This window comes from Pseudomonas sp. Z4-20 (assembly GCF_051131955.1).
Lineage (GTDB): Bacteria > Pseudomonadota > Gammaproteobacteria > Pseudomonadales > Pseudomonadaceae > Aquipseudomonas > Aquipseudomonas marvdashtae.
This window is the reverse complement of record NZ_CP071641.1, coordinates 632354-655287: the sequence shown is the minus strand read 5'-3', so window position 1 is coordinate 655287 and position 22934 is coordinate 632354. Positions and strand designations below refer to the sequence as shown.

At 55.7% G+C, this 22934-nt stretch carries 23 protein-coding genes and 3 tRNA genes; all 26 read right to left on the bottom strand.

What is annotated here, in order from left to right; all coding sequences use genetic code 11:
* Window positions 1-2: 2 nt before the first annotated feature.
* Window positions 3-194, bottom strand: coding sequence for a 50S ribosomal protein L29 (rpmC, locus tag J3P82_RS03130; RefSeq protein ID WP_002555481.1), 192 nt, complete (start codon window positions 192-194; stop codon window positions 3-5).
* The gene (gene rplP, locus J3P82_RS03125; RefSeq protein ID WP_003186052.1) at window positions 194-607 is read right to left on the bottom strand and encodes a 50S ribosomal protein L16; all 414 of its coding nucleotides are present in this window, start codon (window positions 605-607) and stop codon (window positions 194-196) included. Before rplP ends, rpmC begins: the two co-directional genes overlap by 1 nt.
* Window positions 608-619: 12 nt before the next feature.
* Window positions 620-1306 (bottom strand): 30S ribosomal protein S3, encoded by a 687-nt coding sequence (gene rpsC, locus J3P82_RS03120; protein ID WP_003176422.1) that lies wholly within the window; start codon window positions 1304-1306, stop codon window positions 620-622.
* A gap of 13 nt (window positions 1307-1319) precedes the next feature.
* Entirely contained in the window at window positions 1320-1652 is a 333-nt protein-coding gene (rplV, locus tag J3P82_RS03115; RefSeq protein ID WP_003103908.1) for a 50S ribosomal protein L22, read from the bottom strand.
* Window positions 1653-1663: 11 nt separating this feature from the next.
* The gene (gene rpsS, locus J3P82_RS03110) at window positions 1664-1939 is read right to left on the bottom strand and encodes a 30S ribosomal protein S19 (protein WP_002555486.1); all 276 of its coding nucleotides are present in this window, start codon (window positions 1937-1939) and stop codon (window positions 1664-1666) included.
* 16 nt (window positions 1940-1955) lie between these two features.
* Window positions 1956-2780, bottom strand: coding sequence for a 50S ribosomal protein L2 (rplB, locus tag J3P82_RS03105; RefSeq protein WP_003186055.1), 825 nt, complete (start codon window positions 2778-2780; stop codon window positions 1956-1958).
* A 14-nt stretch (window positions 2781-2794) separates the two neighbouring features.
* Window positions 2795-3094, bottom strand: a complete 300-nt coding sequence (rplW, locus tag J3P82_RS03100; protein WP_002555488.1) for a 50S ribosomal protein L23 — start codon at window positions 3092-3094, stop codon at window positions 2795-2797.
* Entirely contained in the window at window positions 3091-3693 is a 603-nt protein-coding gene (rplD, locus tag J3P82_RS03095) for a 50S ribosomal protein L4 (protein ID WP_186615425.1), read from the bottom strand. Before rplD ends, rplW begins: the two co-directional genes overlap by 4 nt.
* Before the next feature lie 12 nt (window positions 3694-3705).
* On the bottom strand, window positions 3706-4341 hold the full coding sequence (gene rplC, locus J3P82_RS03090) for a 50S ribosomal protein L3 (RefSeq protein WP_003186059.1): 636 nt from the start codon (window positions 4339-4341) through the stop codon (window positions 3706-3708).
* An 80-nt stretch (window positions 4342-4421) separates the two neighbouring features.
* The gene (rpsJ, locus tag J3P82_RS03085) at window positions 4422-4733 is read right to left on the bottom strand and encodes a 30S ribosomal protein S10 (RefSeq protein WP_003186070.1); all 312 of its coding nucleotides are present in this window, start codon (window positions 4731-4733) and stop codon (window positions 4422-4424) included.
* Between the two features lie 156 nt (window positions 4734-4889).
* The gene (gene tuf, locus J3P82_RS03080) at window positions 4890-6083 is read right to left on the bottom strand and encodes an elongation factor Tu (RefSeq protein WP_003186071.1); all 1194 of its coding nucleotides are present in this window, start codon (window positions 6081-6083) and stop codon (window positions 4890-4892) included.
* 30 nt (window positions 6084-6113) lie between these two features.
* Window positions 6114-8219: an elongation factor G gene (gene fusA, locus J3P82_RS03075; RefSeq protein ID WP_434560640.1), complete on the bottom strand. Its 2106-nt coding sequence runs from the start codon at window positions 8217-8219 to the stop codon at window positions 6114-6116.
* 30 nt (window positions 8220-8249) lie between these two features.
* Complete coding sequence (gene rpsG, locus J3P82_RS03070; RefSeq protein WP_003186074.1) at window positions 8250-8720, bottom strand: 30S ribosomal protein S7; 471 nt, start codon at window positions 8718-8720, stop codon at window positions 8250-8252.
* A 116-nt stretch (window positions 8721-8836) separates the two neighbouring features.
* Window positions 8837-9208 (bottom strand): 30S ribosomal protein S12, encoded by a 372-nt coding sequence (gene rpsL / locus J3P82_RS03065; RefSeq protein ID WP_002555494.1) that lies wholly within the window; start codon window positions 9206-9208, stop codon window positions 8837-8839.
* Between the two features lie 216 nt (window positions 9209-9424).
* Window positions 9425-13624: a DNA-directed RNA polymerase subunit beta' gene (gene rpoC / locus J3P82_RS03060; RefSeq protein WP_434560638.1), complete on the bottom strand. Its 4200-nt coding sequence runs from the start codon at window positions 13622-13624 to the stop codon at window positions 9425-9427.
* A gap of 64 nt (window positions 13625-13688) precedes the next feature.
* A complete protein-coding gene (gene rpoB / locus J3P82_RS03055; RefSeq protein ID WP_434560636.1) occupies window positions 13689-17762 on the bottom strand; it encodes a DNA-directed RNA polymerase subunit beta in 4074 nt (1357 codons plus the stop codon).
* 220 nt (window positions 17763-17982) lie between these two features.
* Window positions 17983-18348, bottom strand: a complete 366-nt coding sequence (gene rplL, locus J3P82_RS03050; RefSeq protein ID WP_025215758.1) for a 50S ribosomal protein L7/L12 — start codon at window positions 18346-18348, stop codon at window positions 17983-17985.
* Window positions 18349-18426: 78 nt separating this feature from the next.
* Window positions 18427-18927, bottom strand: coding sequence for a 50S ribosomal protein L10 (rplJ, locus tag J3P82_RS03045; RefSeq protein WP_047230484.1), 501 nt, complete (start codon window positions 18925-18927; stop codon window positions 18427-18429).
* A 198-nt stretch (window positions 18928-19125) separates the two neighbouring features.
* Entirely contained in the window at window positions 19126-19821 is a 696-nt protein-coding gene (gene rplA / locus J3P82_RS03040) for a 50S ribosomal protein L1 (protein ID WP_003186095.1), read from the bottom strand.
* Window positions 19821-20252 carry a 50S ribosomal protein L11 gene (gene rplK / locus J3P82_RS03035; protein WP_003176435.1) on the bottom strand — a complete coding sequence of 144 codons (432 nt, stop codon included), beginning with the start codon at window positions 20250-20252 and terminating at the stop codon, window positions 19821-19823. Before rplK ends, rplA begins: the two co-directional genes overlap by 1 nt.
* 117 nt (window positions 20253-20369) lie before the next feature.
* Window positions 20370-20903, bottom strand: a complete 534-nt coding sequence (nusG, locus tag J3P82_RS03030) for a transcription termination/antitermination protein NusG (RefSeq protein ID WP_003186097.1) — start codon at window positions 20901-20903, stop codon at window positions 20370-20372.
* A gap of 9 nt (window positions 20904-20912) precedes the next feature.
* Window positions 20913-21281 (bottom strand): preprotein translocase subunit SecE, encoded by a 369-nt coding sequence (gene secE / locus J3P82_RS03025; RefSeq protein ID WP_024776457.1) that lies wholly within the window; start codon window positions 21279-21281, stop codon window positions 20913-20915.
* Between the two features lie 45 nt (window positions 21282-21326).
* Window positions 21327-21402, bottom strand: a tRNA-Trp gene (locus J3P82_RS03020).
* A gap of 53 nt (window positions 21403-21455) precedes the next feature.
* The gene (gene tuf / locus J3P82_RS03015) at window positions 21456-22649 is read right to left on the bottom strand and encodes an elongation factor Tu (protein WP_003186103.1); all 1194 of its coding nucleotides are present in this window, start codon (window positions 22647-22649) and stop codon (window positions 21456-21458) included.
* 84 nt (window positions 22650-22733) lie between these two features.
* Window positions 22734-22809 (bottom strand) — tRNA-Thr (locus J3P82_RS03010).
* Window positions 22810-22836: 27 nt separating this feature from the next.
* A tRNA-Gly gene (locus J3P82_RS03005) sits at window positions 22837-22910 on the bottom strand.
* Window positions 22911-22934: the final 24 nt, after the last annotated feature.

Here is a 22934-nt window from a genome sequence, read left to right as displayed (position 1 = left end):
GATCACTTACCTGCCTGCTGGTTGAGCACAGTTTTCACGCGAGCGATGTCACGCTTAACTTGCGAGAGCAGATGAGACTGCCCCAACTGGCCAGTTGCTTTCTGCATACGCAGATTGAACTGGTCGCGCAGCAGGCCGAGCAGTTGCTCGTTCAGCTGCTGTGCTGATTTTTCACGAAGTTCATTCGCTTTCATCACATCACCGTCCGTTTAACAAAGGAGGTGGCGAGCGGCAGCTTTGCAGCAGCCAGGGCGAAAGCCTCACGCGCCAGCTCTTCAGAAACACCCTCGATTTCATACAGGACTTTACCTGGCTGAATCTGGGCAACCCAGTACTCCACGTTACCCTTACCTTTACCCATCCGAACTTCGAGTGGCTTCTTGGTGACAGGCTTGTCCGGGAATACACGGATCCAGATCTTGCCGCCACGTTTTACGTGACGGGTCAGAGCACGACGCGCTGACTCGATCTGACGAGCGGTGAGACGACCACGAGCAACAGACTTCAGCGCGAACTCGCCGAAGCTGACTTTGCTACCGCGCAATGCCAGGCCACGGTTGTGGCCGGTCATCTGCTTGCGGAACTTCGTACGCTTTGGTTGCAACATTTGGCGTACCCCTTACTTAGCAGCTTTTTTACGAGGCGCTGGTGCTTGTGGTTTCAGTTCTTCTTGGCGACCACCAATTACTTCGCCTTTGAAGATCCAAACCTTTACACCGATCACACCGTAAGTGGTGTGAGCTTCGTAGTTGGCATAGTCGATGTCGGCACGCAGGGTGTGCAGAGGCACACGACCTTCGCGATACCATTCAGTACGTGCGATTTCAGCACCGCCGAGACGACCGCTCACTTGGATTTTGATGCCTTTGGCACCAATGCGCATTGCGTTCTGTACAGCGCGCTTCATAGCGCGACGGAACATTACGCGACGCTCCAGCTGCTGAGCTACGCTCTGCGCAACCAGCATACCGTCGAGCTCCGGCTTGCGGATCTCTTCGATATTGATGTGCACAGGCACACCCATTTGCTTGGTCAGGTCCTGACGCAGCTTCTCAACATCTTCACCTTTCTTCCCGATAACGATACCTGGACGAGCGGTGTGGATGGTGATGCGTGCAGTCTGCGCCGGACGATGGATATCGATACGGCTTACGGACGCGCTTTTTAGTTTGTCTTGGAGATACTCACGCACCTTCAGATCAGCGAACAAATAGTCCGCATAAGTCCGACCGTCTGCGTACCAGACGGAGGTGTGCTCCTTGACGATTCCCAGGCGAATGCCAATGGGATGTACTTTCTGACCCATCTCTTCGACTCCGTTACTTGTCAGCAACCTTGACAGTGATATGGCAAGACCGCTTGACGATGCGATCAGCACGGCCTTTGGCACGTGGCATGATGCGCTTCAGCGAACGCCCTTCGTTGACGAAAACGGTGCTGACCTTCAGGTCATCAACGTCTGCGCCTTCGTTATGCTCGGCGTTGGCTACGGCCGACTCCAGCACTTTCTTCATGATCTCGGCGGCTTTCTTACTGCTGAAAGCCAACAGGTTGAGCGCTTCGCCCACCTTCTTCCCGCGGATCTGGTCGGCGACCAAGCGGGCTTTCTGGGCGGAGATTCGAGCGCCCGACAACTTAGCGGCTACTTCCATTTCCTAACCCCTTAACGCTTGGCTTTCTTGTCAGCCACGTGCCCACGATATGTGCGGGTACCGGCGAACTCGCCCAGTTTGTGGCCGACCATGTCTTCGTTCACAAGAACTGGGACGTGCTGGCGACCGTTGTGTACTGCGATGGTCAGACCGACCATTTGTGGCAGGATCATCGAACGACGCGACCAGGTCTTAACTGGTTTGCGATCGTTCTTTTCCGCCGCCACTTCGATCTTCTTCAGTAGGTGAAGATCAATAAAAGGACCTTTTTTCAGAGAACGTGGCACTGTCGTATCCCTCTATTTACTTGCGACGACGGACGATCATTTTGTCGGTACGCTTATTACCACGAGTCTTCGCGCCCTTAGTCGGGAAGCCCCATGGCGATACCGGATGACGACCACCAGAGGTACGACCTTCACCACCACCATGTGGGTGGTCAACCGGGTTCATGGCAACACCACGAACGGTTGGGCGAACGCCACGCCAGCGCTTGGCACCCGCTTTACCCAACGAACGCAGGCTGTGCTCGGAGTTCGAGACTTCGCCCAGGGTCGCACGGCATTCAGCCAGTACTTTACGCATCTCACCAGAACGCAGACGCAGGGTCACGTAGACACCTTCACGAGCGATCAGCTGAGCCGAAGCACCAGCGGAACGAGCGATTTGCGCGCCTTTACCTGGCTTCAATTCGATGCCGTGTACGGTGCTACCAACTGGAATGTTACGCAGTTGCAGAGCGTTGCCCGGCTTGATCGGCGCCAAGGCACCTGCAATCAGCTGGTCGCCAGCGCTCACGCCTTTAGGGGCGATGATGTAGCGACGCTCGCCATCTGCGTACAGCAGCAGAGCGATGTGCGCAGTACGGTTTGGATCGTATTCGATACGCTCGACGGTGGCAGCGATGCCATCCTTGTCGTTGCGACGGAAGTCGACCAGACGATAATGCTGCTTATGACCACCACCGATGTGACGAGTGGTAATACGGCCATTGTTGTTACGACCACCAGACTTCGATTTTTTCTCGAGCAGCGGTGCGTGAGGAGCGCCTTTATGCAGCTCCTGGTTGACCACCTTGACCACAAAACGGCGGCCAGGGGAAGTCGGTTTGCATTTAACGATTGCCATGATGCACCCCTTCCTTACTCAGCACTGCTGCTGAAATCGAGATCTTGGCCTGGCTGAAGGGAGATAACTGCCTTCTTCCAGTCATTACGCTTGCCCAGACCGCGAGCAGTGCGCTTGCTCTTACCCAGAACATTCAGGGTAGTAACGCGCTCTACTTTCACGCTGAACAGGCTTTCGACGGCCTTCTTGATTTCCAGCTTGGTTGCGTCGGTCGCAACCTTGAAAACGAACTGGCCTTTCTTGTCTGCCAGAACCGTAGCCTTCTCGGAAACGTGCGGGCCAAGCAGAACTTTAAATACGCGTTCCTGGTTCATCCCAGCAGCTCCTCGAATTTCTTCACGGCCGACACGGTGATCAACACCTTGTCGTATGCGATCAGACTGACCGGATCGGAACCCTGAACGTCACGAACATCGACGTGCGGCAGGTTACGAGCAGCCAGGTACAGGTTCTGATCAACAGCGTCAGACACGATCAGGACGTCAGTCAGGCCCATGCCATTCAGCTTGTTCAGCAGATCTTTGGTTTTCGGTGCTTCAACAGCGAAGTCCTGAACCACGACCAGACGATCAGTACGCACCAGCTCAGCAAGGATGGAACGCATTGCTGCGCGATACATCTTCTTGTTCAGCTTCTGGGTGTGATCCTGAGGACGAGCTGCGAAAGTGGTACCGCCGCCACGCCAGATAGGGCTACGGATAGTACCGGCACGAGCACGGCCAGTACCTTTCTGACGCCATGGGCGCTTACCGCCACCACGAACGTCGGAACGGGTCTTTTGCTGCTTGCTACCTTGACGGCCGCCGGCCATGTAGGCCACGACTGCTTGGTGAACCAGCGTCTCGTTGAATTCGCCGCCAAATGTCAGTTCGGAAACTTCGATCGCTTGAGCGTCATTTACATTTAATTGCATGTCAGCTTCCCCTTAACCGCGAGCCTTGGCTGCTGGACGTACAACCAAGTTGCCGCCAGTAGCGCCAGGAACAGCGCCCTTGACCAACAACAGATTGCGTTCAGCGTCCACGCGCACTACTTCAAGGGACTGCACGGTCACGCGCTCAGCGCCCATATGACCGGACATTTTTTTGCCCTTGAATACACGACCAGGAGTCTGGCACTGGCCGATAGAGCCTGGAACGCGGTGGGACACGGAGTTACCGTGGGTATTATCTTGCCCGCGGAAGTTCCAACGCTTGATCGTACCCTGGAAGCCTTTACCTTTGGACTGACCGGTTACATCAACCAGTTGACCAGCAGCGAAGATTTCAGCGTTGATCAGATCGCCGGCCTGGTACTCGCCTTCTTCAAGGCGGAATTCCATTACGGTACGACCAGCGGCAACGTTCGCCTTGGCGAAGTGGCCAGCTTGAGCAGCTGTTACACGCGAAGCACGACGCTCGCCGACAGTGACTTGCACTGCACGATAGCCATCGGTCTCTTCAGTTTTGAACTGGGTGACGCGATTCGGCTCGATCTCAATGACCGTGACCGGAATGGAGACACCTTCTTCGGTGAAAATACGGGTCATACCGCATTTACGACCGACTACACCAATAGTCATGTTGTAAACCTCATGAGTGTACGGGGCTTTCACCCGCTATGGCCGCCCATTTCAGAGCGTTACACGACTAAGACCGAGTCTTAGCCGAGGCTGATCTGCACTTCCACACCGGCCGCAAGATCGAGCTTCATAAGAGCATCAACGGTTTTATCCGTTGGCTGGACGATGTCCAGAACGCGCTTATGAGTACGGATCTCGTACTGGTCACGCGCGTCTTTGTTGACGTGCGGGGAGACCAGAACGGTGAACCGCTCTTTACGGGTAGGCAGTGGAATTGGACCACGCACTTGAGCACCAGTACGTTTCGCGGTTTCCACGATTTCCTGGGTGGATTGGTCGATCAGGCGATGGTCGAAAGCCTTCAACCTGATACGGATTTGCTGATTTTGCATTGGATTTCAGACTCCGGCTGCTATTCCCACCGGGCGCAATACGCCCGTTAAAAGGAGGCGCAATTCTATAGACGCCCCTGATAGGTGTCAACCCAATAAAAAAGCCCCCGCTGGGCGGGGGCTCCTTCAATCCATCAGAGCGAACTCAAAAAGAGCTTACTCGATGATTTTGGCTACGACGCCAGCGCCGACGGTACGACCGCCTTCACGGATAGCGAAACGCAGACCGTCTTCCATTGCGATGGTCTTGATCAGGGTGACAACCATTTTGATGTTGTCGCCTGGCATTACCATTTCAACGCCTTCCGGCAGTTCGCAGTTACCGGTCACGTCAGTGGTCCGGAAGTAGAACTGAGGACGGTAGCCCTTGAAGAACGGAGTGTGACGACCGCCTTCTTCTTTGCTCAGAACGTACACTTCAGCTTCGAACTTGGTGTGCGGCTTGACCGAACCTGGCTTAACCAGAACCTGGCCACGCTCAACGTCGTCACGCTTGGTACCACGCAGCAGAACGCCGCAGTTCTCGCCAGCACGACCTTCGTCGAGCAGTTTGCGGAACATTTCAACACCGGTACAGGTGGTGACGGTGGTGTCACGCAGACCAACGATTTCCAGTGGATCCTGAACCTTGACGATACCGCGCTCGATACGGCCAGTCACAACAGTACCGCGACCGGAGATCGAGAATACGTCTTCGATTGGCATCAGGAACGGCTTGTCGATCACACGAACTGGCTCTGGGATGTAGCTGTCCAGAGTTTCTACCAGGCGCTTGACAGCGGTGGTGCCCATTTCGTTGTCGTCTTGGCCGTTCAGAGCCATCAGAGCCGAACCAATGATGATTGGAGTGTCATCACCTGGGAAGTCGTAAGTGCTCAGCAGATCGCGCACTTCCATCTCAACCAGTTCCAGCAGCTCAGCGTCGTCAACCATGTCAGCCTTGTTCAGGAAGACAACGATGTACGGAACGCCTACCTGACGGGACAGCAGGATGTGCTCACGGGTTTGTGGCATCGGACCATCAGCGGCCGAGCAAACCAGGATCGCGCCGTCCATCTGGGCAGCACCGGTGATCATGTTCTTCACATAGTCAGCGTGACCTGGGCAGTCAACGTGAGCGTAGTGACGAATCGAAGAGTTGTACTCAACGTGCGCGGTGTTGATGGTGATACCACGAGCCTTCTCTTCCGGAGCGCTGTCGATTTTATCGAAAGCAACAACAGCCGAACCGAAAACTTCGGAGCAGACGCGAGTCAGAGCAGCCGTCAGAGTGGTTTTACCGTGGTCAACGTGACCAATGGTGCCAACGTTGACGTGCGGTAGGGAACGATCAAATTTTTCTTTAGCCACGACAATTAACTCCTTGCCTAAAGGACTGAATCAGCCTTGTTTTTTGGTAACAGTTTCGACGATATGCGACGGAGCTGTATTGTATTTTTTGAATTCCATAGAGTAGCTTGCGCGACCCTGAGACATGGAACGAACGTCGGTTGCATAACCGAACATTTCACCCAACGGAACCTCGGCACGAATGACTTTGCCGGAAACCGTATCTTCCATACCCAGAATCATGCCACGACGACGGTTAAGGTCGCCCATGACATCACCCATGTAGTCTTCAGGCGTAACGACTTCTACCGCCATGATCGGCTCAAGCAACTCACCACCGCCCTTCTGGGCCAGCTGCTTGGTCGCCATGGAAGCAGCCACCTTGAACGCCATCTCGTTGGAGTCGACGTCGTGGTAAGAACCATCGAACACGGTCGCCTTCAGGCCGATCAGCGGATAGCCGGCAACAACGCCGTTCTTCATCTGCTCTTCGATACCCTTCTGGATCGCTGGGATGTATTCCTTAGGAACCACACCACCTACGACTTCGTTCAAGAATTGCAGACCTTCCTGACCTTCGTCAGCCGGTGCAAAACGGATCCAGCAGTGACCGAACTGGCCACGACCGCCGGATTGGCGAACGAACTTGCCTTCGATTTCGCAGCTCTTCGTGATGCGCTCACGATAGGAAACCTGAGGCTTACCGATGTTGGCTTCGACGTTGAACTCACGGCGCATCCGGTCAACCAGGATGTCCAGGTGCAGCTCGCCCATGCCAGAGATGATCGTTTGACCGGTCTCTTCATCAGTCTTGACGCGGAAAGATGGATCTTCCTGAGCAAGCTTGCCCAGAGCGATACCCATTTTTTCCTGGTCGTCCTTGGTCTTAGGCTCAACGGCAACCGAAATAACCGGCTCCGGGAAGTCCATGCGAACCAGGATGATTGGCTTGTCGCCATTGCACAAGGTTTCACCAGTGGTGACGTCCTTCATGCCGATCAAGGCCGCGATGTCACCAGCGCGCACTTCCTTGATTTCTTCGCGGGCGTTTGCGTGCATTTGCACCATACGACCCACGCGCTCTTTCTTGCCTTTTACAGAGTTGATCACGCCGTCGCCGGAGTTCAACACGCCCGAGTAAACCCGGACAAAGGTCAAGGTACCCACGAATGGGTCGGTAGCGATCTTGAACGCCAGAGCCGAGAACGGCTCGTTGTCGTCTGCATGACGCTCCAGCTCGATAGTCTCGTCATCCGGGTCAGTACCCTTGATGGCAGGAATGTCGGTTGGCGCAGGCAGGAAGTCGATAACGGCGTCGAGAACCAGGGGAACACCCTTGTTCTTGAAGGAAGAACCGCAAACAGCCAGGACGATTTCACCAGCAATAGTACGCTGACGCAGAGCGGCCTTGATTTCCTCGTTGGTGAGTTCTTCACCCTCGAGGTACTTGTTCATCAGTTCTTCGTTGGCTTCGGCAGCAGCCTCGACCATGTTGCCGCGCCATTTCTCGGCTTCTTCCAGCAACTCGGCAGGAATGTCCTTGCGAACAGGGACCATGCCCTTGTCAGCATCGTTCCAGTAGACAGCTTGCATGTTGATCAGATCGATCTGACCCTGGAAGTTATCTTCGGAACCGATAGCCAGCTGGATCGGCACCGGAGTGTGACCCAAACGCTGCTTGATCTGAGCGATCACGCGCAGGAAGTTGGCACCAGCACGGTCCATCTTGTTTACATAAACAAGACGTGGAACGCCGTATTTGTTGGCTTGACGCCATACGGTTTCCGACTGAGGCTCAACACCCGAGGTGCCGCAGAAAACAACCACAGCGCCGTCGAGTACGCGCAGGGAACGTTCCACTTCAATAGTGAAGTCTACGTGGCCCGGGGTATCGATGACGTTGAAGCGGTGCTCGTCCTTGTACTGCTTCTCGGAACCCTTCCAGAAAGCGGTAATAGCAGCAGAAGTGATGGTAATACCACGCTCCTGCTCCTGCACCATCCAGTCGGTGGTCGCGGCGCCATCATGCACCTCGCCCATCTTGTGACTTTTGCCGGTGTAAAAAAGGACGCGCTCGGTGGTGGTGGTTTTACCAGCATCCACGTGAGCAACGATACCGATGTTACGGTAGCGGTTAATCGGTGTAGTACGAGCCATAAAGCCCTCGCAAATTGAGTGACGCTAAAATTAGAAGCGGTAGTGCGAGAAAGCCTTGTTGGCTTCAGCCATACGGTGCACGTCTTCACGCTTCTTAACTGCAGCACCTTTACCTTCAGCAGCGTCCAGCAGTTCGCCAGCCAAACGCAGGGCCATGGACTTCTCGCCGCGCTTGCGGGCGAAGTCTACCAACCAGCGCATTGCCAGGGCGTTACGACGGGACGGACGAACTTCGACCGGAACCTGGTAAGTAGCACCGCCTACACGGCGCGACTTCACTTCGACCAGCGGAGCGATGGCGTCGAGAGCTTTCTCGAAGATTTCCAGGGGATCGCTGTTCTTGCGTTCTTTAACTTTGTCCAGTGCGCCATAAACAATACGCTCGGCAACGGCTTTCTTGCCGCTTTCCATTACGTGGTTCATGAACTTGGCGAGAATCTGGCTTCCGTATTTCGGATCGTCCAGAATCTCACGTTTGGCTGCTACGCGACGTCTTGGCATGATAAGCCCTCAAGCGGTCTTCAGGTTCGCTCGGAATCGGTGCCCTTGCGGGACGCCTCCGACCTTACTCTTATCGACTCAAAAAATAGAAAATCAATTTTTACAAAAAGCCACTACTACTTAGGCTTCTTGGTACCGTACTTCGAACGACCCTGGTTACGACCTTTGACGCCGGAAGTATCCAAAGAACCGCGAACGGTGTGGTAACGAACACCTGGCAAGTCTTTTACACGGCCGCCACGGATCAGTACGACGCTGTGCTCTTGCAGGTTGTGGCCTTCACCGCCGATGTACGAGGAAACCTCGAAACCGTTGGTCAGACGCACACGGCATACCTTACGCAGTGCCGAGTTAGGTTTTTTCGGCGTGGTGGTATACACACGGGTGCATACGCCACGACGTTGCGGGCAGTTCTGCAGCGCAGGCACGTCGGATTTCTCGACGATACGCTTACGCGGCTGACGTACCAGCTGGTTGATAGTTGCCATCTACTAGCTCCACTGTTGTCTTGCGACGCTATTGTCTTACAAGAAAAGCAAAATGGCAGGAACGAATTCCCGCCAAATTTAGGGGATCAAGAGTCTAAAGAGGATCTTGCCCCCAGTCAAGGCAAGGCCCCGACCTCCACGCCCGCCGGATCTCGACAATTTGTCTCGATCCGCCGAGCGGAATGACCAGGGCCAGGCACTCAATTACCGCCGAACTCAGTTACCACTCGAGTTCAGTGCTTCGGTCAGTGCAGCTTCCACTTCACTGGCGCTTACGCGCAACGGCTTGTCTGCTTCACGGCGACGCTTGCGCTCGCTGTGATAGGCCAAGCCGGTACCGGCCGGGATCAGACGACCCACGACTACGTTTTCTTTCAGGCCGCGCAGGTAATCGCGCTTGCCGGTTACCGCCGCCTCGGTCAGAACGCGAGTGGTTTCCTGGAAGGAAGCCGCCGAGATGAACGATTCGGTGGACAACGACGCCTTGGTGATACCCAGCAGCACGCGAGTGAACTTGGATACGAATTTGTCTTCCGCAGCCAGACGCTCGTTCTCTACCAGTACATGAGTCAGTTCCATCTGGTCGCCCTTGATGAAACTCGAATCGCCGGACTCGGCAACTTCAACTTTACGCAGCATCTGACGCAGGATGGTCTCGATGTGCTTGTCGTTGATCTTCACGCCCTGCAGACGATAAACGTCCTGGATCTCGTTCACGATGTACTTGGCCAGCGCACTTACACCCAGCAAACGCAGGATGTCGTGTGGATCGCTCGGGCCGTCGGAGATAACTTCGCCGCGGTTTACCTGTTCGCCTTCGAAGACGTTCAGGTGACGCCACTTCGGAATCAGCTCTTCGTACGGATCGCTACCGTCGTTCGGTGTAATGACCAGACGGCGCTTGCCCTTGGTCTCTTTACCGAACGCGATGGTGCCGCTGACTTCAGCCAGAATCGAGGCTTCTTTCGGACGACGGGCTTCGAACAAGTCGGCAACACGCGGCAGACCACCGGTGATGTCACGGGTCTTCGAAGTTTCTTGCGGAATACGAGCGATAACGTCACCGATCGCGATCCGCGCACCGTCCGCAACACCGACCAAGGCGTTGGCTGGCAGGAAGTACTGAGCGATTACGTCAGTGCCTGGCAGCAACAGGTCCTTGCCGTTGTCGTCGACCATCTTCACGGCTGGACGGATGTCCTTGCCGGCAGCTGGACGATCTTTAGCATCGAGTACTTCAATGTTGGTCATACCGGTCAATTCGTCAGTCTGACGCTTGATCGTGATGCCTTCTTCCATACCCACGTAGGTCACGGTACCTTTCATTTCGGTAACGATTGGGTGGGTGTGCGGGTCCCACTTGGCCACGATGGCGCCAGCGTCGACCTTGTCACCTTCCTTCACCGAAATCACAGCACCGTATGGAAGCTTGTAGCGCTCGCGCTCACGACCGAAGTCGTCGGCAATCGCCAGCTCACCAGAACGGGACACAGCCACCAAGTGACCGTCCACGCGCTCAACGTGCTTCAGGTTATGCAGGCGAACGGTACCGCCATTCTTCACCTGGACACTGTCGGCCGCGGAGGTCCGGCTTGCTGCACCACCGATGTGGAACGTACGCATGGTCAGCTGGGTACCCGGCTCACCGATGGACTGGGCAGCGATAACGCCGACCGCTTCACCGATGTTCACCTGATGACCACGAGCCAAGTCGCGACCGTAGCACTTGGCGCAAATACCGTAGCGGGTTTCGCAGCTGATCGGCGAACGTACGATCACTTCGTCGATGCTGTTGAGCTCGATGAATTCGACCCACTTTTCGTCAACCAGGGTGCCAGCAGGAACGATGACGTCCTCGGTACCCGGCTTGAATACGTCACGGGCAATGACACGACCCAATACGCGCTCACCCAACGGCTCTACAACGTCACCGCCTTCAATGTGCGGAGTCATTACCAAGCCATGTTCGGTGCCGCAATCGATCTCGGTCACGACCAGATCCTGCGCAACGTCTACCAGACGACGGGTCAGGTAACCGGAGTTCGCAGTTTTCAATGCGGTATCCGCAAGACCCTTACGAGCACCGTGAGTGGAGATGAAGTACTGAAGTACGCTCAAACCTTCACGGAAGTTCGCGGTAATCGGGGTCTCGATGATGGAGCCGTCCGGCTTGGCCATCAGGCCACGCATACCGGCGAGCTGACGGATCTGCGCCGCAGAACCCCGTGCGCCCGAGTCGGCCATCATGTACATCGAGTTGAAGGATTCCTGATCGACTTCGTTACCGTGGCGGTCGATGACTTTCTCTTTCGAGAGGTTGGCCATCATCGCCTTGGACACTTCGTCGTTCGCTTTGGACCAGAGGTCGATCACCTTGTTGTACTTCTCGCCCTGGGTTACCAGGCCGGATGCGTACTGGCTCTCGATCTCTTTCACTTCTTCGGTGGCAGCACCGATGATGCGGGCTTTTTCATCCGGGATAACGAAGTCGTTAACGCCGATGGAAACGCCGGAGATGGTCGAATAAGCGAAACCGGTGTACATCAACTGGTCAGCGAAGATTACGGTCTCTTTCAAACCAACCACGCGGTAGCACTGGTTGATCAGCTTGGAGATCGCTTTTTTCTTCATTGGCAGGTTGACGACGTCAAACGACAGGCCAGGTGGAACAACCTGGAACAACAGCGCACGGCCGACGGTGGTGTCGACGATACGAGTGTTCTTGACGCTGCCGCCATCACGGTCGTTTACGGTTTCGTTGATCCGCACCTTGACCTTGGCATGCAGTGCGGCTTCGCCGGCACGGAACACACGGTCAACTTCCTGCAGATCCGCGAACACGCGACCTTCGCCCTTGGCGTTGATGGCTTCACGGGTCATGTAGTACAGGCCCAATACAACGTCCTGGGACGGAACGATGATCGGCTCACCGTTCGCTGGCGACAGGATGTTGTTGGTCGACATCATCAACGCGCGCGCTTCCAACTGGGCTTCCAGCGTCAGTGGCACGTGCACGGCCATTTGGTCGCCGTCGAAGTCGGCGTTGTACGCAGCACAGACCAGAGGGTGCAGCTGGATAGCCTTGCCTTCGATCAGTACCGGTTCAAACGCCTGGATACCCAGACGGTGAAGGGTCGGTGCACGGTTGAGCAACACTGGGTGTTCGCGAATCACTTCGGCGAGAACGTCCCAGACCTCTGGCAGCTCGCGCTCGACCATTTTCTTGGCGGCTTTGATGGTGGTCGCGAGACCACGCATTTCCAGCTTGCCGAAAATGAACGGCTTGAACAGTTCCAGCGCCATTTTCTTAGGCAGACCGCACTGGTGCAGACGCAGGGTCGGGCCTACGGTAATTACCGAACGACCGGAGTAGTCAACACGCTTACCGAGCAAGTTCTGACGGAAACGACCCTGCTTACCCTTGATCATGTCAGCCAAGGATTTCAGAGGACGCTTGTTGGAACCGGTGATAGCGCGGCCACGACGACCGTTATCGAGCAGTGCATCGACCGCTTCTTGCAACATACGCTTTTCGTTGCGCACGATGATGTCCGGAGCGGACAGATCGAGCAGGCGCTTCAAGCGGTTGTTACGGTTGATCACCCGACGATACAGATCGTTGAGGTCGGAAGTCGCGAAGCGACCGCCATCCAGCGGGACCAGTGGACGCAGGTCTGGCGGCAGGACCGGCAGAACGGTCAGCACCATCCACTCTGGCAGGTTGCCGGAGCCCTGGAAGGCCTCCATCAACTTCAGACGCTTGGACAGCTTCTTGATCTTGGTTTCGGAGTTGGTTTGCGGAATTTCTTCGCGCAGACGGCCGATCTCGTGCTCAAGGTCGATAGCGTGCAGCAGTTCGCGGACAGCTTCGGCACCCATGCGGGCGTCGAAATCGTCACCGAATTCTTCCAGCGCTTCGAAGTACTGCTCGTCGTTGAGCAGCTGACCCTTTTCAAGGGTGGTCATGCCTGGATCGATAACGACGTAGCTCTCGAAGTAGAGAACGCGTTCGATATCACGCAGGGTCATGTCCATCAGCAGGCCGATACGGGACGGCAGCGATTTCAGGAACCAGATGTGGGCAACCGGCGAAGCCAGTTCGATGTGGGCCATGCGCTCACGACGAACTTTTGCCAATGCGACTTCAACGCCGCACTTCTCGCAGATCACACCGCGGTGCTTCAAGCGCTTGTACTTACCGCACAGGCACTCGTAATCCTTTACCGGGCCAAAGATCTTGGCGCAGAACAGGCCGTCACGCTCAGGTTTGAACGTACGGTAGTTGATGGTTTCCGGCTTTTTAACTTCACCGAACGACCACGAACGGATCATCTCAGGCGAGGCCAATCCAATACGGATGGCGTCGAACTCTTCGACTTGACCCTGGTTTTTCAGCAAATTCAGTAGGTCTTTCAAGGCCTTTCCTCCTGGCGGAGCAGAGAGCGGGCAAAACAGCCCCGCTCTCGATTCGCGTCACGTGTTATTCGGTTTCCAGATCGATATCGATGCCGAGGGAACGAATTTCCTTGATCAACACGTTGAAAGACTCGGGCATGCCCGGCTCCATACGGTGATCGCCGTCCACGATGTTTTTGTACATCTTGGTCCGGCCGTTCACATCGTCCGACTTCACTGTGAGCATTTCTTGCAGAGTGTATGCAGCACCGTACGCTTCCAGTGCCCAGACCTCCATCTCCCCGAAACGCTGACCACCGAACTGCGCCTTACCACCCAGCGGCTGCTGGGTAACCAGGCTGTAAGAACCGGTAGAACGAGCGTGCATCTTATCGTCTACCAAGTGGTTCAGCTTCAGCATGTACATGTAGCCAACGGTGACCGGGCGCTCGAATTTGTTGCCGGTACGGCCGTCGAACAGCTGCATCTGGCCGCTTTCCGGCAGGTCTGCCAGTTTCAGCATGGCCTTGATTTCGCTTTCCTTGGCACCGTCGAACACCGGAGTAGCCATTGGAACGCCGCCGCGCAGGTTCTTCGCCAGATCCAGGATTTCCTGGTCGGAGAAGGTGTCCAGCTCTTCGTTGCGGCCGCCGATCTCATTGTAGATCTCGTGCAGGAACTTACGCAGGTCAGCGACCTTGCGCTGCTCTTCGATCATCCGGTTGATCTTCTCGCCCAGACCTTTGGCCGCGAGGCCCAGGTGGGTTTCGAGGATCTGACCGACGTTCATACGCGAAGGTACGCCCAACGGGTTGAGGACCACATCGACCGGAGTGCCGTTGGCATCGTGCGGCATGTCTTCAACCGGCATGATCACGGAGACCACACCCTTGTTACCGTGACGACCGGCCATCTTGTCGCCCGGCTGGATGCGGCGACGGATTGCCAGGTAAACCTTGACGATTTTCAGCACGCCTGGAGCCAGGTCATCGCCCTGCTGCAGTTTGCGCTTCTTGTCTTCGAACTTGTCGTCCAGCAGACGGCGGCGATCAACGATGTAGGCCTGGGCCTTCTCGAGCTGCTCGTTCAGAGCATCTTCAGCCATGCGCAGTTTGAACCACTGGCCATGCTCAAGACCGTCGAGGACCTCGTCGGTGATCTCCTGACCTTTCTTCAGGCCGGCGCCGCCTTCGGCTTTGTGGCCGACCAGGGCGGAGCGCAGACGTTCGAAAGTTGCGCCTTCAACAATACGGAACTCTTCGTTCAGGTCCTTGCGGATCTCGTCGAGTTGAGTCTTCTCAATGGACAGTGCACGAGCATCACGCTCAACGCCGTCGCGAGTGAAGACCTGTACGTCGATGACGGTACCCTTGGTGCCGGTCGGCACACGCAGGGAGGTATCTTTAACGTCGCTGGCTTTTTCACCGAAGATGGCACGCAGCAGTTTTTCTTCCGGAGTCAGCTGGGTCTCGCCTTTCGGAGTGACCTTGCCCACCAGGATGTCGCCTGCGCCAACTTCAGCACCTACATAAACGATACCGGCTTCGTCCAGCTTGTTCAGTGCAGCTTCACCCACGTTCGGGATGTCCGCAGTGATTTCCTCTGGGCCAAGCTTGGTGTCACGGGCCACACAGGTCAGTTCCTGGATGTGGATCGTGGTGAAGCGATCCTCCTGGACCACACGCTCGGACAGGCAGATGGAGTCTTCGAAGTTGAAGCCATTCCATGCCATGAACGCGATGCGCATGTTCTGACCCAACGCCAGTTCACCCATATCGGTGGACGGACCGTCGGCCATGATGTCGCTACGCTGAACCCGATCACCCTTGCTCACCAACGGACGCTGGTTGATGCAGGTGTTCTGGTTGGAGCGGGTGTATTTGGTCAGGTTGTAGATGTCGACACCGGCTTCGCCAGTTTCAACTTCGTCATCGGCAACACGAACCACGATACGGCTGGCATCAACGGAGTCGATCACGCCGCCACGACGAGCCACGACGCAGACGCCGGAGTCACGAGCTACGTTACGCTCCATGCCGGTACCTACCAGCGGCTTGTCGGCACGCAAGGTTGGTACAGCTTGACGCTGCATGTTCGAACCCATCAACGCACGGTTGGCGTCGTCGTGCTCGAGGAACGGGATCAGCGACGCGGCGACCGAAACTACCTGCTTCGGCGATACATCCATCAAGGTGACGTCTTCCGGCGCCTTGACGGTGAACTCGTTCAGGTGACGAACAGCTACCAGCTCGTCGGTCAGGACTTTCTTGTCGTTCATCGTGGCCGAAGCCTGGGCGATCACGTGATCAGCTTCTTCGATGGCGGACAGGAACACGATCTCGTCGGTGACCAGAGCGTCTTTCACCACGCGGTACGGGCTCTCGAGGAAACCGTACTGGTTGGTGCGCGCATAGGCCGCCAGGGAGTTGATCAGACCGATGTTCGGACCTTCCGGCGTTTCGATCGGGCATACACGACCGTAGTGAGTCGGGTGTACGTCACGAACTTCAAAGCCTGCGCGCTCACGGGTCAGACCGCCCGGGCCGAGTGCGGAGACACGACGCTTGTGGGTGATCTCGGACAGCGGGTTGTTCTGGTCCATGAACTGGGACAGCTGGCTCGAACCGAAGAACTCTTTCACAGCCGCAGCCACTGGCTTGGCGTTGATCAGGTCTTGCGGCATCAGGCCTTCGCTTTCAGCCATCGACAGACGTTCCTTGACCGCGCGCTCAACACGCACCAGGCCAACACGGAACTGGTTCTCGGCCATCTCGCCTACGCAGCGAACACGACGGTTACCCAGGTGGTCGATGTCATCGACGATGCCTTTGCCGTTACGGATGTCGACGAGAGTCTTCAATACCGCAACGATATCGTCCTTGTTCAGTACGCCCGAACCTTCGATTTCGGTACGACCGATACGACGGTTGAACTTCATCCGGCCGACCGCAGACAGGTCATAACGCTCAGGGCTGAAGAACAGGTTGTTGAACAGGGTCTCGGCTGCATCCTTGGTTGGCGGCTCGCCAGGACGCATCATGCGATAGATTTCGACCAGGGCTTCCAGCTGGTTGCCGGTGGAGTCGATCTTCAGCGTGTCGGAGATGAACGGACCGCAGTCGATATCGTTGGTGTACAGAGTTTCGATGCGAACGACCTGGGCCTTGGCGATTTTTGCCAGGATCTCAGTGTTCAGCTCGGTGTTGCACTCTGCCAGGATTTCGCCGGTGGCCGGATGCACGATGACCTTGGCGGTGGTGCGACCCAGGACGTAGTCCAGAGGCACCTGCAGCTCCTTGATCCCGGCTTTTTCCAGCTGGTTGATGTGGCGAGCGGTGATGCGACGACCCTGCTCGACAATAACCTTGCCTTTGTCATCGAGGATATCGAGGACCGCGATTTCACCGCGCAGGCGCTGAGGCACCAGTTCCAGGCTGAGGTTTTCACCTTGCACATGGAAGACGTTGGTGGTGTAGAACGCGTCCAGCACTTCTTCGGTGGTATAGCCGAGCGCGCGCAGCAGTACCGATGCAGGCAGCTTGCGACGACGGTCGATACGCACGAATACGCAGTCTTTCGGGTCGAACTCGAAGTCCAGCCACGAACCGCGGTAAGGAATGATGCGCGCGGAGTAAAGCAGTTTGCCGGAGCTGTGCGTCTTGCCACGGTCATGGTCGAAGAACACGCCCGGAGAACGGTGCAGCTGGGAAACGATTACACGCTCGGTACCATTGATTACGAAGGTACCGTTCTCAGTCATCAGGGGGATTTCACCCATGTAGACTTCTTGCTCTTTGATGTCCTTGATCGCTTTGTTCGACGATTCTTTGTCGAAAATGATCAGGCGCACTTTTACCCGCAAAGGTACGGCGTAAGTAACACCGCGCAATACGCATTCTTTGACATCAAATGCCGGTTCGCCCAGGCGATAACCGACGTACTCCAGCGCAGCATTGCCGGAGTAGCTGATGATCGGGAAAACGGATTTGAAGGCCGCATGCAGGCCCACGTCGCGGAACTGATCTTTAGTCGCTCCCGCTTGCAAGAATTCACGATACGAATCCAGCTGGATGGCCAGGAGGTACGGCACATCCATGACGTCCGGCAACTTGCTAAAGTCCTTGCGGATACGTTTTTTCTCAGTATATGAGTAAGCCATCAGCGTTCCCCAGCTTGGTCACCTGCTTGTTTGGCCCCTCCCGACGGGAGCAGCCAGAAAATCGTGCAAACCCCATGGTTTGCGCCACCACATCGGGTGGTTACAGCTCGCGATCAGCACCGACCCAGTCGGCTGCCAATAACGGAAAAAGGCCGGTGGCAAGAGCCACCAGCCATCAGCCTGTCGCTTAACGCTCGGGCTGGAGACGCAAAGTCGATGCTTACTTCAGCTCGACTTTAGCGCCTGCTTCTTCCAGAGTTGCCTTGGCTTTGTCAGCTGCGTCTTTGGAAACAGCTTCCAGAACCATGGCAGGAGCGCCGTCAACTACAGCCTTGGCTTCTTTCAGGCCCAGACCGGTCAGTTCACGTACTGCCTTGATCACGTTTACTTTCTTCTCGCCAGCTTCGGTCAGCATGACGTTGAATTCGGTTTGCTCTTCAACAACGGCGGCAGCAGCAGCTGGACCAGCGGAAGCAGCGGCAGCGGAAACGCCGAATTTTTCTTCGAAAGCTTTGATCAGCTCAACAACCTGCAGAACCGACATTTCAGCTACGGCGTTGAGGATATCGTCTTGGGAGATAGACATTACTGTATTTCCTGAATTGGGGGACGGCCTACGCGGCCATCGAAATAAACAAAAAAGCGCGAGAGAAAGTGCTCAGCCTTAGGCTGCGGCAGCTTCTTTTTGCTCGCGAACTGCAGCCAGAGTACGAGCCAGCTTGCTGGTAGCGCCTTGAATCACGCTCATCAGCTGCGAAATGGCTTCGTCGCGGGTCGGCAGTGTTGCCAGTACATCGATCTGATTAGCTGCGAGGAACTTGCCCTCGAACGCAGCTGCCTTGATCTCGAACTTATCCTGACCCTTGGCGAATTCCTTGAACAAACGGGCAGCAGCGCCTGGATGATCCTTGGAGAACGCGATCAGGGTCGGGCCGGTGAACACGTCGTTGAGAACACTGTATTCAGTGTCAGCAACAGCGCGCTTGAGCAGGGTGTTACGTACGACACGTACGTAAACGCCAGCTTCACGGGCCTCTTTACGGAGTCCGGTCATTGCGCCTACTGTTACGCCACGGGCATCAGCCACGACAGCGGACAGAGCGACTTTGGCAGCCTCGTTGACTTCAGCGACGATGGCCTTCTTGTCTTCGAGATTAATTGCCACGGGTTTAACTCCTGCTTGTTACCGTTTCATTCGGTCGAAACCGAATGTCGTTTTGGTGTCTGATTCGGTAAGGAACCGGGAGCACCATCTGCGTAGGCTTGTGGTTTAAGACTTGCGTCGCCTACGGTCTTGGACAGCCCCCGCCAGGCAGGGACCCCAATTTTTCAATTGGCGCAATCGCTTGCGCCAACCTGAGTCTTACGCGTCGAGCGAGCTCTGATCGATAACCAGACCTGGGCCCATAGTGGTGCTCAGGGTAACGCGCTTGACGTAGATACCTTTCGAAGAAGCTGGCTTGATACGCTTCAGATCAGCGATCAGGGCTTCAACGTTTTCCTTCAGCTTGACGGCGTCGAAGCCGATCTTGCCAACGGAAGTGTGGATAATGCCGTTCTTGTCGGTGCGATAACGAACCTGACCAGCCTTGGCGTTTTTAACCGCAGTGGCTACGTCTGGCGTTACGGTGCCGACTTTAGGGTTAGGCATCAGACCACGTGGACCGAGGATCTGACCCAACTGACCGACAACGCGCATGGCATCCGGGGATGCGATCACTACGTCGTAGTTCAGGTCGCCGCCTTTCATTTCAGCAGCCAGATCGTCCATGCCTACACGGTCGGCGCCAGCAGCCAGAGCAGCTTCAGCTGCTGGACCCTGGGTGAACACGGCAACACGTACGGTCTTGCCAGTGCCGTGTGGCAGCACGGTAGCGCTACGAACGACCTGGTCGGATTTACGTGGGTCAACGCCCAGGTTCACAGCAACGTCGAAAGACTCGCTGAACTTGACAGTCGACAGCTCGGCCAGCAGAGCGGCGGCGTCTACAAAGTTGTAGGCCTTGCCTGCTTCGATTTTGCCGGCGATAGCCTTTTGACGCTTGGTCAGCTTAGCCATTACACACCCTCCACGTTAAGGCCCATGCTACGAGCAGAACCGGCGATAGTACGCACGGCTGCATCCATATCAGCTGCAGTCAGATCCGCGTTTTTGGTCTTCGCGATCTCTTCCAGCTGAGCACGGGTAACGGTGCCAACCTTAACGGTGTTTGGACGAGCGGAACCGCTGGTCAAACCTGCAGCCTTCTTTAGCAGAACCGAAGCAGGGGTGCTTTTTGTTTCGAAAGTGAAGCTACGGTCGCTGTAGACAGTGATGATCACTGGAGTCGGCAGGCCTGGCTCAAGACCCTGGGTACGGGCGTTGAAAGCCTTGCAGAATTCCATGATGTTCACGCCGTGCTGACCCAGTGCAGGACCAACAGGTGGGCTTGGGTTAGCCTGAGCGGCCTTCACTTGCAGCTTGATGTAAGCGGTAATTTTCTTGGCCATGAGGCACTCCAATTACGGGTTCTAACGCCTCGAAAGGCTCCCCGGTTGCTTGCGCGTTTATCCCAGTGACGACAAAACCCCACAGCCTTGGGCTGCGGGGTTGGGATGCCTGTTCAATCAGACCTTTTCGACCTGGCTGAACTCTAGCTCTACCGGAGTAGAGCGACCGAAAATGAGCACTGCCACTTGGATCCGGCTCTTTTCGTAGTTAACTTCTTCAACCGTGCCATTGAAATCAGCGAATGGACCGTCGGTGACGCGTACAACCTCACCCGGCTCAAACAGTGTTTTCGGCTTCGGCTTATCGCTACCATCAGCGACACGACGCAGAATCGCTTCTGCCTCTTTATCCGTGATCGGCGCAGGCTTGTCGGCGGTACCGCCAATGAAGCCCATCACCCGAGGGGTATCCTTGACCAAGTGCCAAGTCCCTTCGTTCATGTCCATCTGTACCAGCACGTAGCCCGGAAAGAACTTGCGTTCACTTTTGCGCTTCTGGCCATTACGCATCTCAACCACTTCTTCAGTGGGGACCAGAATTTCGCCAAAGCCATCTTCCATGCCAGCCAGCTTTACACGCTCTACCAATGAGCGCATAACATGCTTCTCGTAACCCGAGTAAGCATGCACAACGTACCAACGCTTAGCCACGGGACACCCTTAGCCAACAATCAAGGAAACAAGCCAGCCGAGCAGGGAATCAAGCCCCCACAACAGCAACGCCATTACCAGAACAACAGCCACAACGATCAACGTGGTCTGCGTGGTTTCTTGGCGAGTCGGCCATACGACTTTACGGATCTCGGTGCGAGCTTCCTTAGCGAGTACAAAGAATGACTTACCCTTTGCCGTCTGCAGCCCTACAAAGGCAGCAACAGCAGCAATAGCAAGCAATGCAAGTACGCGGTACAGGATCGGCGAAGCAGAAAAATACTGATTGCCAACAACGCCAACAACCACCAAAGCGACTACTACTAGCCACTTGAGCAGATCGAAGCGAGAGCCTTGAGCTTCAGCTTTAGGAGTCATCTATGAAGATCCTGTAAAAAGAAAGCCAGACACACCAAGTGAATCTGGCAGGTCAGGAGGGAATCGAACCCCCAACCTACGGTTTTGGAGACCGTCGCTCTGCCAATTGAGCTACTGACCTAAAACAAAATCAGGCCGACCATTATGCCGGCCCGAAAAAGACATTACAACTATTTACTCGATGACTTTGGCTACGACACCAGCGCCGACGGTACGACCGCCCTCACGGATAGCGAAACGCAGGCCGTCTTCCATCGCGATGGTCTTGATCAGAGTGACAGTCATCTGGATGTTGTCACCCGGCATTACCATTTCAACGCCTTCTGGCAGCTCGCAGTTACCGGTCACGTCAGTGGTCCGGAAGTAGAACTGTGGACGGTAGCCCTTGAAGAACGGAGTATGACGACCCCCTTCTTCCTTGCTCAAAACGTAGACTTCAGCAGTGAACTTGGTGTGCGGCTTGACGGTGCCTGGCTTGACCAGAACTTGGCCACGCTCAACGTCGTCACGCTTGGTGCCACGCAGCAGAACGCCGCAGTTCTCACCGGCACGCCCCTCATCGAGCAGCTTGCGGAACATTTCAACGCCAGTGCAGGTAGTTTTCTGAGTGTCGCGCAGACCAACAATCTCAACCTCTTCCTGAATGCGAACGATGCCACGCTCAACACGGCCAGTCACAACAGTACCGCGACCGGAGATCGAGAATACGTCTTCAATCGGCATCAGGAACGGCTTGTCAATGGCACGCTCAGGCTCGGGAATGTAACTATCCAGAGTCTCAACCAGCTTCTTGACCGCAGTGGTGCCCATCTCGTTGTCGTCTTGGCCATTCAGAGCCATCAGAGCCGAGCCGATGATGATTGGAGTGTCATCACCTGGGAAATCGTAAGTGCTCAACAGATCGCGCACTTCCATCTCAACCAGTTCCAGCAGCTCAGCGTCGTCAACCATGTCAGCCTTGTTCAGGAAGACAACGATGTACGGAACGCCTACCTGACGGGACAGCAGGATGTGCTCACGGGTTTGCGGCATCGGACCATCAGCGGCCGAGCAAACCAGGATCGCTCCATCCATCTGAGCAGCACCGGTGATCATGTTTTTTACGTAGTCGGCGTGACCTGGGCAGTCAACGTGTGCGTAGTGACGCACGGCCGAATCGTACTCAACGTGAGCGGTGTTGATGGTGATACCGCGAGCTTTTTCTTCCGGGGCGCTGTCGATCTTGTCGAAGTCAACCTTGGCCGAACCGAAAACTTCGGAACAGACACGGGTCAGAGCGGCAGTCAGTGTGGTTTTACCGTGGTCGACGTGACCAATGGTACCAACATTGACGTGCGGCTTATTACGTTCGAACTTTTCCTTAGCCATCGAAATCACCCCTAGGAGAAGAATTTAGCAAGTCACACAAGCCATTAAAACAAAGGCAGATATTTTCATATCTGCCTTGTAATATGGAGCTCTTGAGCGGATTTGAACCGCTGACCTCACCCTTACCAAGGGTGTGCTCTACCAACTGAGCTACAAGAGCAAAAACGCTTTGCACAACCTGCAAACTTGGAGCGGGTAGCGGGAATCGAACCCGCATCATCAGCTTGGAAGGCTGAGGTTCTACCACTAAACTATACCCGCGGAGCTTGCAGCTCACGCTAAAAA

Excerpts from the sequence above, each read along its gene's own strand:
- rpmC (WP_002555481.1), bottom strand. The coding sequence starts at position 194 with ATGAAAGCGAATGAACTTCGTGAAAAATCAGCACAGCAGCTGAACGAG.
- rplP (WP_003186052.1), bottom strand. The coding sequence starts at position 607 with ATGTTGCAACCAAAGCGTACGAAGTTCCGCAAGCAGATGACCGGCCAC.
- rpsC (WP_003176422.1), bottom strand. The coding sequence starts at position 1,306 with ATGGGTCAGAAAGTACATCCCATTGGCATTCGCCTGGGAATCGTCAAG.
- rplV (WP_003103908.1), bottom strand. The coding sequence starts at position 1,652 with ATGGAAGTAGCCGCTAAGTTGTCGGGCGCTCGAATCTCCGCCCAGAAA.
- rplB (WP_003186055.1), bottom strand. The coding sequence starts at position 2,780 with ATGGCAATCGTTAAATGCAAACCGACTTCCCCTGGCCGCCGTTTTGTG.
- rplW (WP_002555488.1), bottom strand. The coding sequence starts at position 3,094 with ATGAACCAGGAACGCGTATTTAAAGTTCTGCTTGGCCCGCACGTTTCC.
- rplD (WP_186615425.1), bottom strand. The coding sequence starts at position 3,693 with ATGCAATTAAATGTAAATGACGCTCAAGCGATCGAAGTTTCCGAACTG.
- rplC (WP_003186059.1), bottom strand. The coding sequence starts at position 4,341 with ATGACTATTGGTGTAGTCGGTCGTAAATGCGGTATGACCCGTATTTTC.
- rpsJ (WP_003186070.1), bottom strand. The coding sequence starts at position 4,733 with ATGCAAAATCAGCAAATCCGTATCAGGTTGAAGGCTTTCGACCATCGC.
- fusA (WP_434560640.1), bottom strand. The coding sequence starts at position 8,219 with ATGGCTCGTACTACACCGATTAACCGCTACCGTAACATCGGTATCGTT.
- rpsG (WP_003186074.1), bottom strand. The coding sequence starts at position 8,720 with ATGCCAAGACGTCGCGTAGCAGCCAAACGTGAGATTCTGGACGATCCG.
- rpsL (WP_002555494.1), bottom strand. The coding sequence starts at position 9,208 with ATGGCAACTATCAACCAGCTGGTACGTCAGCCGCGTAAGCGTATCGTC.
- rpoB (WP_434560636.1), bottom strand. The coding sequence starts at position 17,762 with ATGGCTTACTCATATACTGAGAAAAAACGTATCCGCAAGGACTTTAGC.
- rplL (WP_025215758.1), bottom strand. The coding sequence starts at position 18,348 with ATGTCTATCTCCCAAGACGATATCCTCAACGCCGTAGCTGAAATGTCG.
- rplA (WP_003186095.1), bottom strand. The coding sequence starts at position 19,821 with ATGGCTAAGCTGACCAAGCGTCAAAAGGCTATCGCCGGCAAAATCGAA.
- rplK (WP_003176435.1), bottom strand. The coding sequence starts at position 20,252 with ATGGCCAAGAAAATTACCGCTTACATCAAGCTGCAAGTGAAGGCCGCT.
- secE (WP_024776457.1), bottom strand. The coding sequence starts at position 21,281 with ATGACTCCTAAAGCTGAAGCTCAAGGCTCTCGCTTCGATCTGCTCAAG.
- tuf (WP_003186103.1), bottom strand. The coding sequence starts at position 22,649 with ATGGCTAAGGAAAAGTTCGAACGTAATAAGCCGCACGTCAATGTTGGT.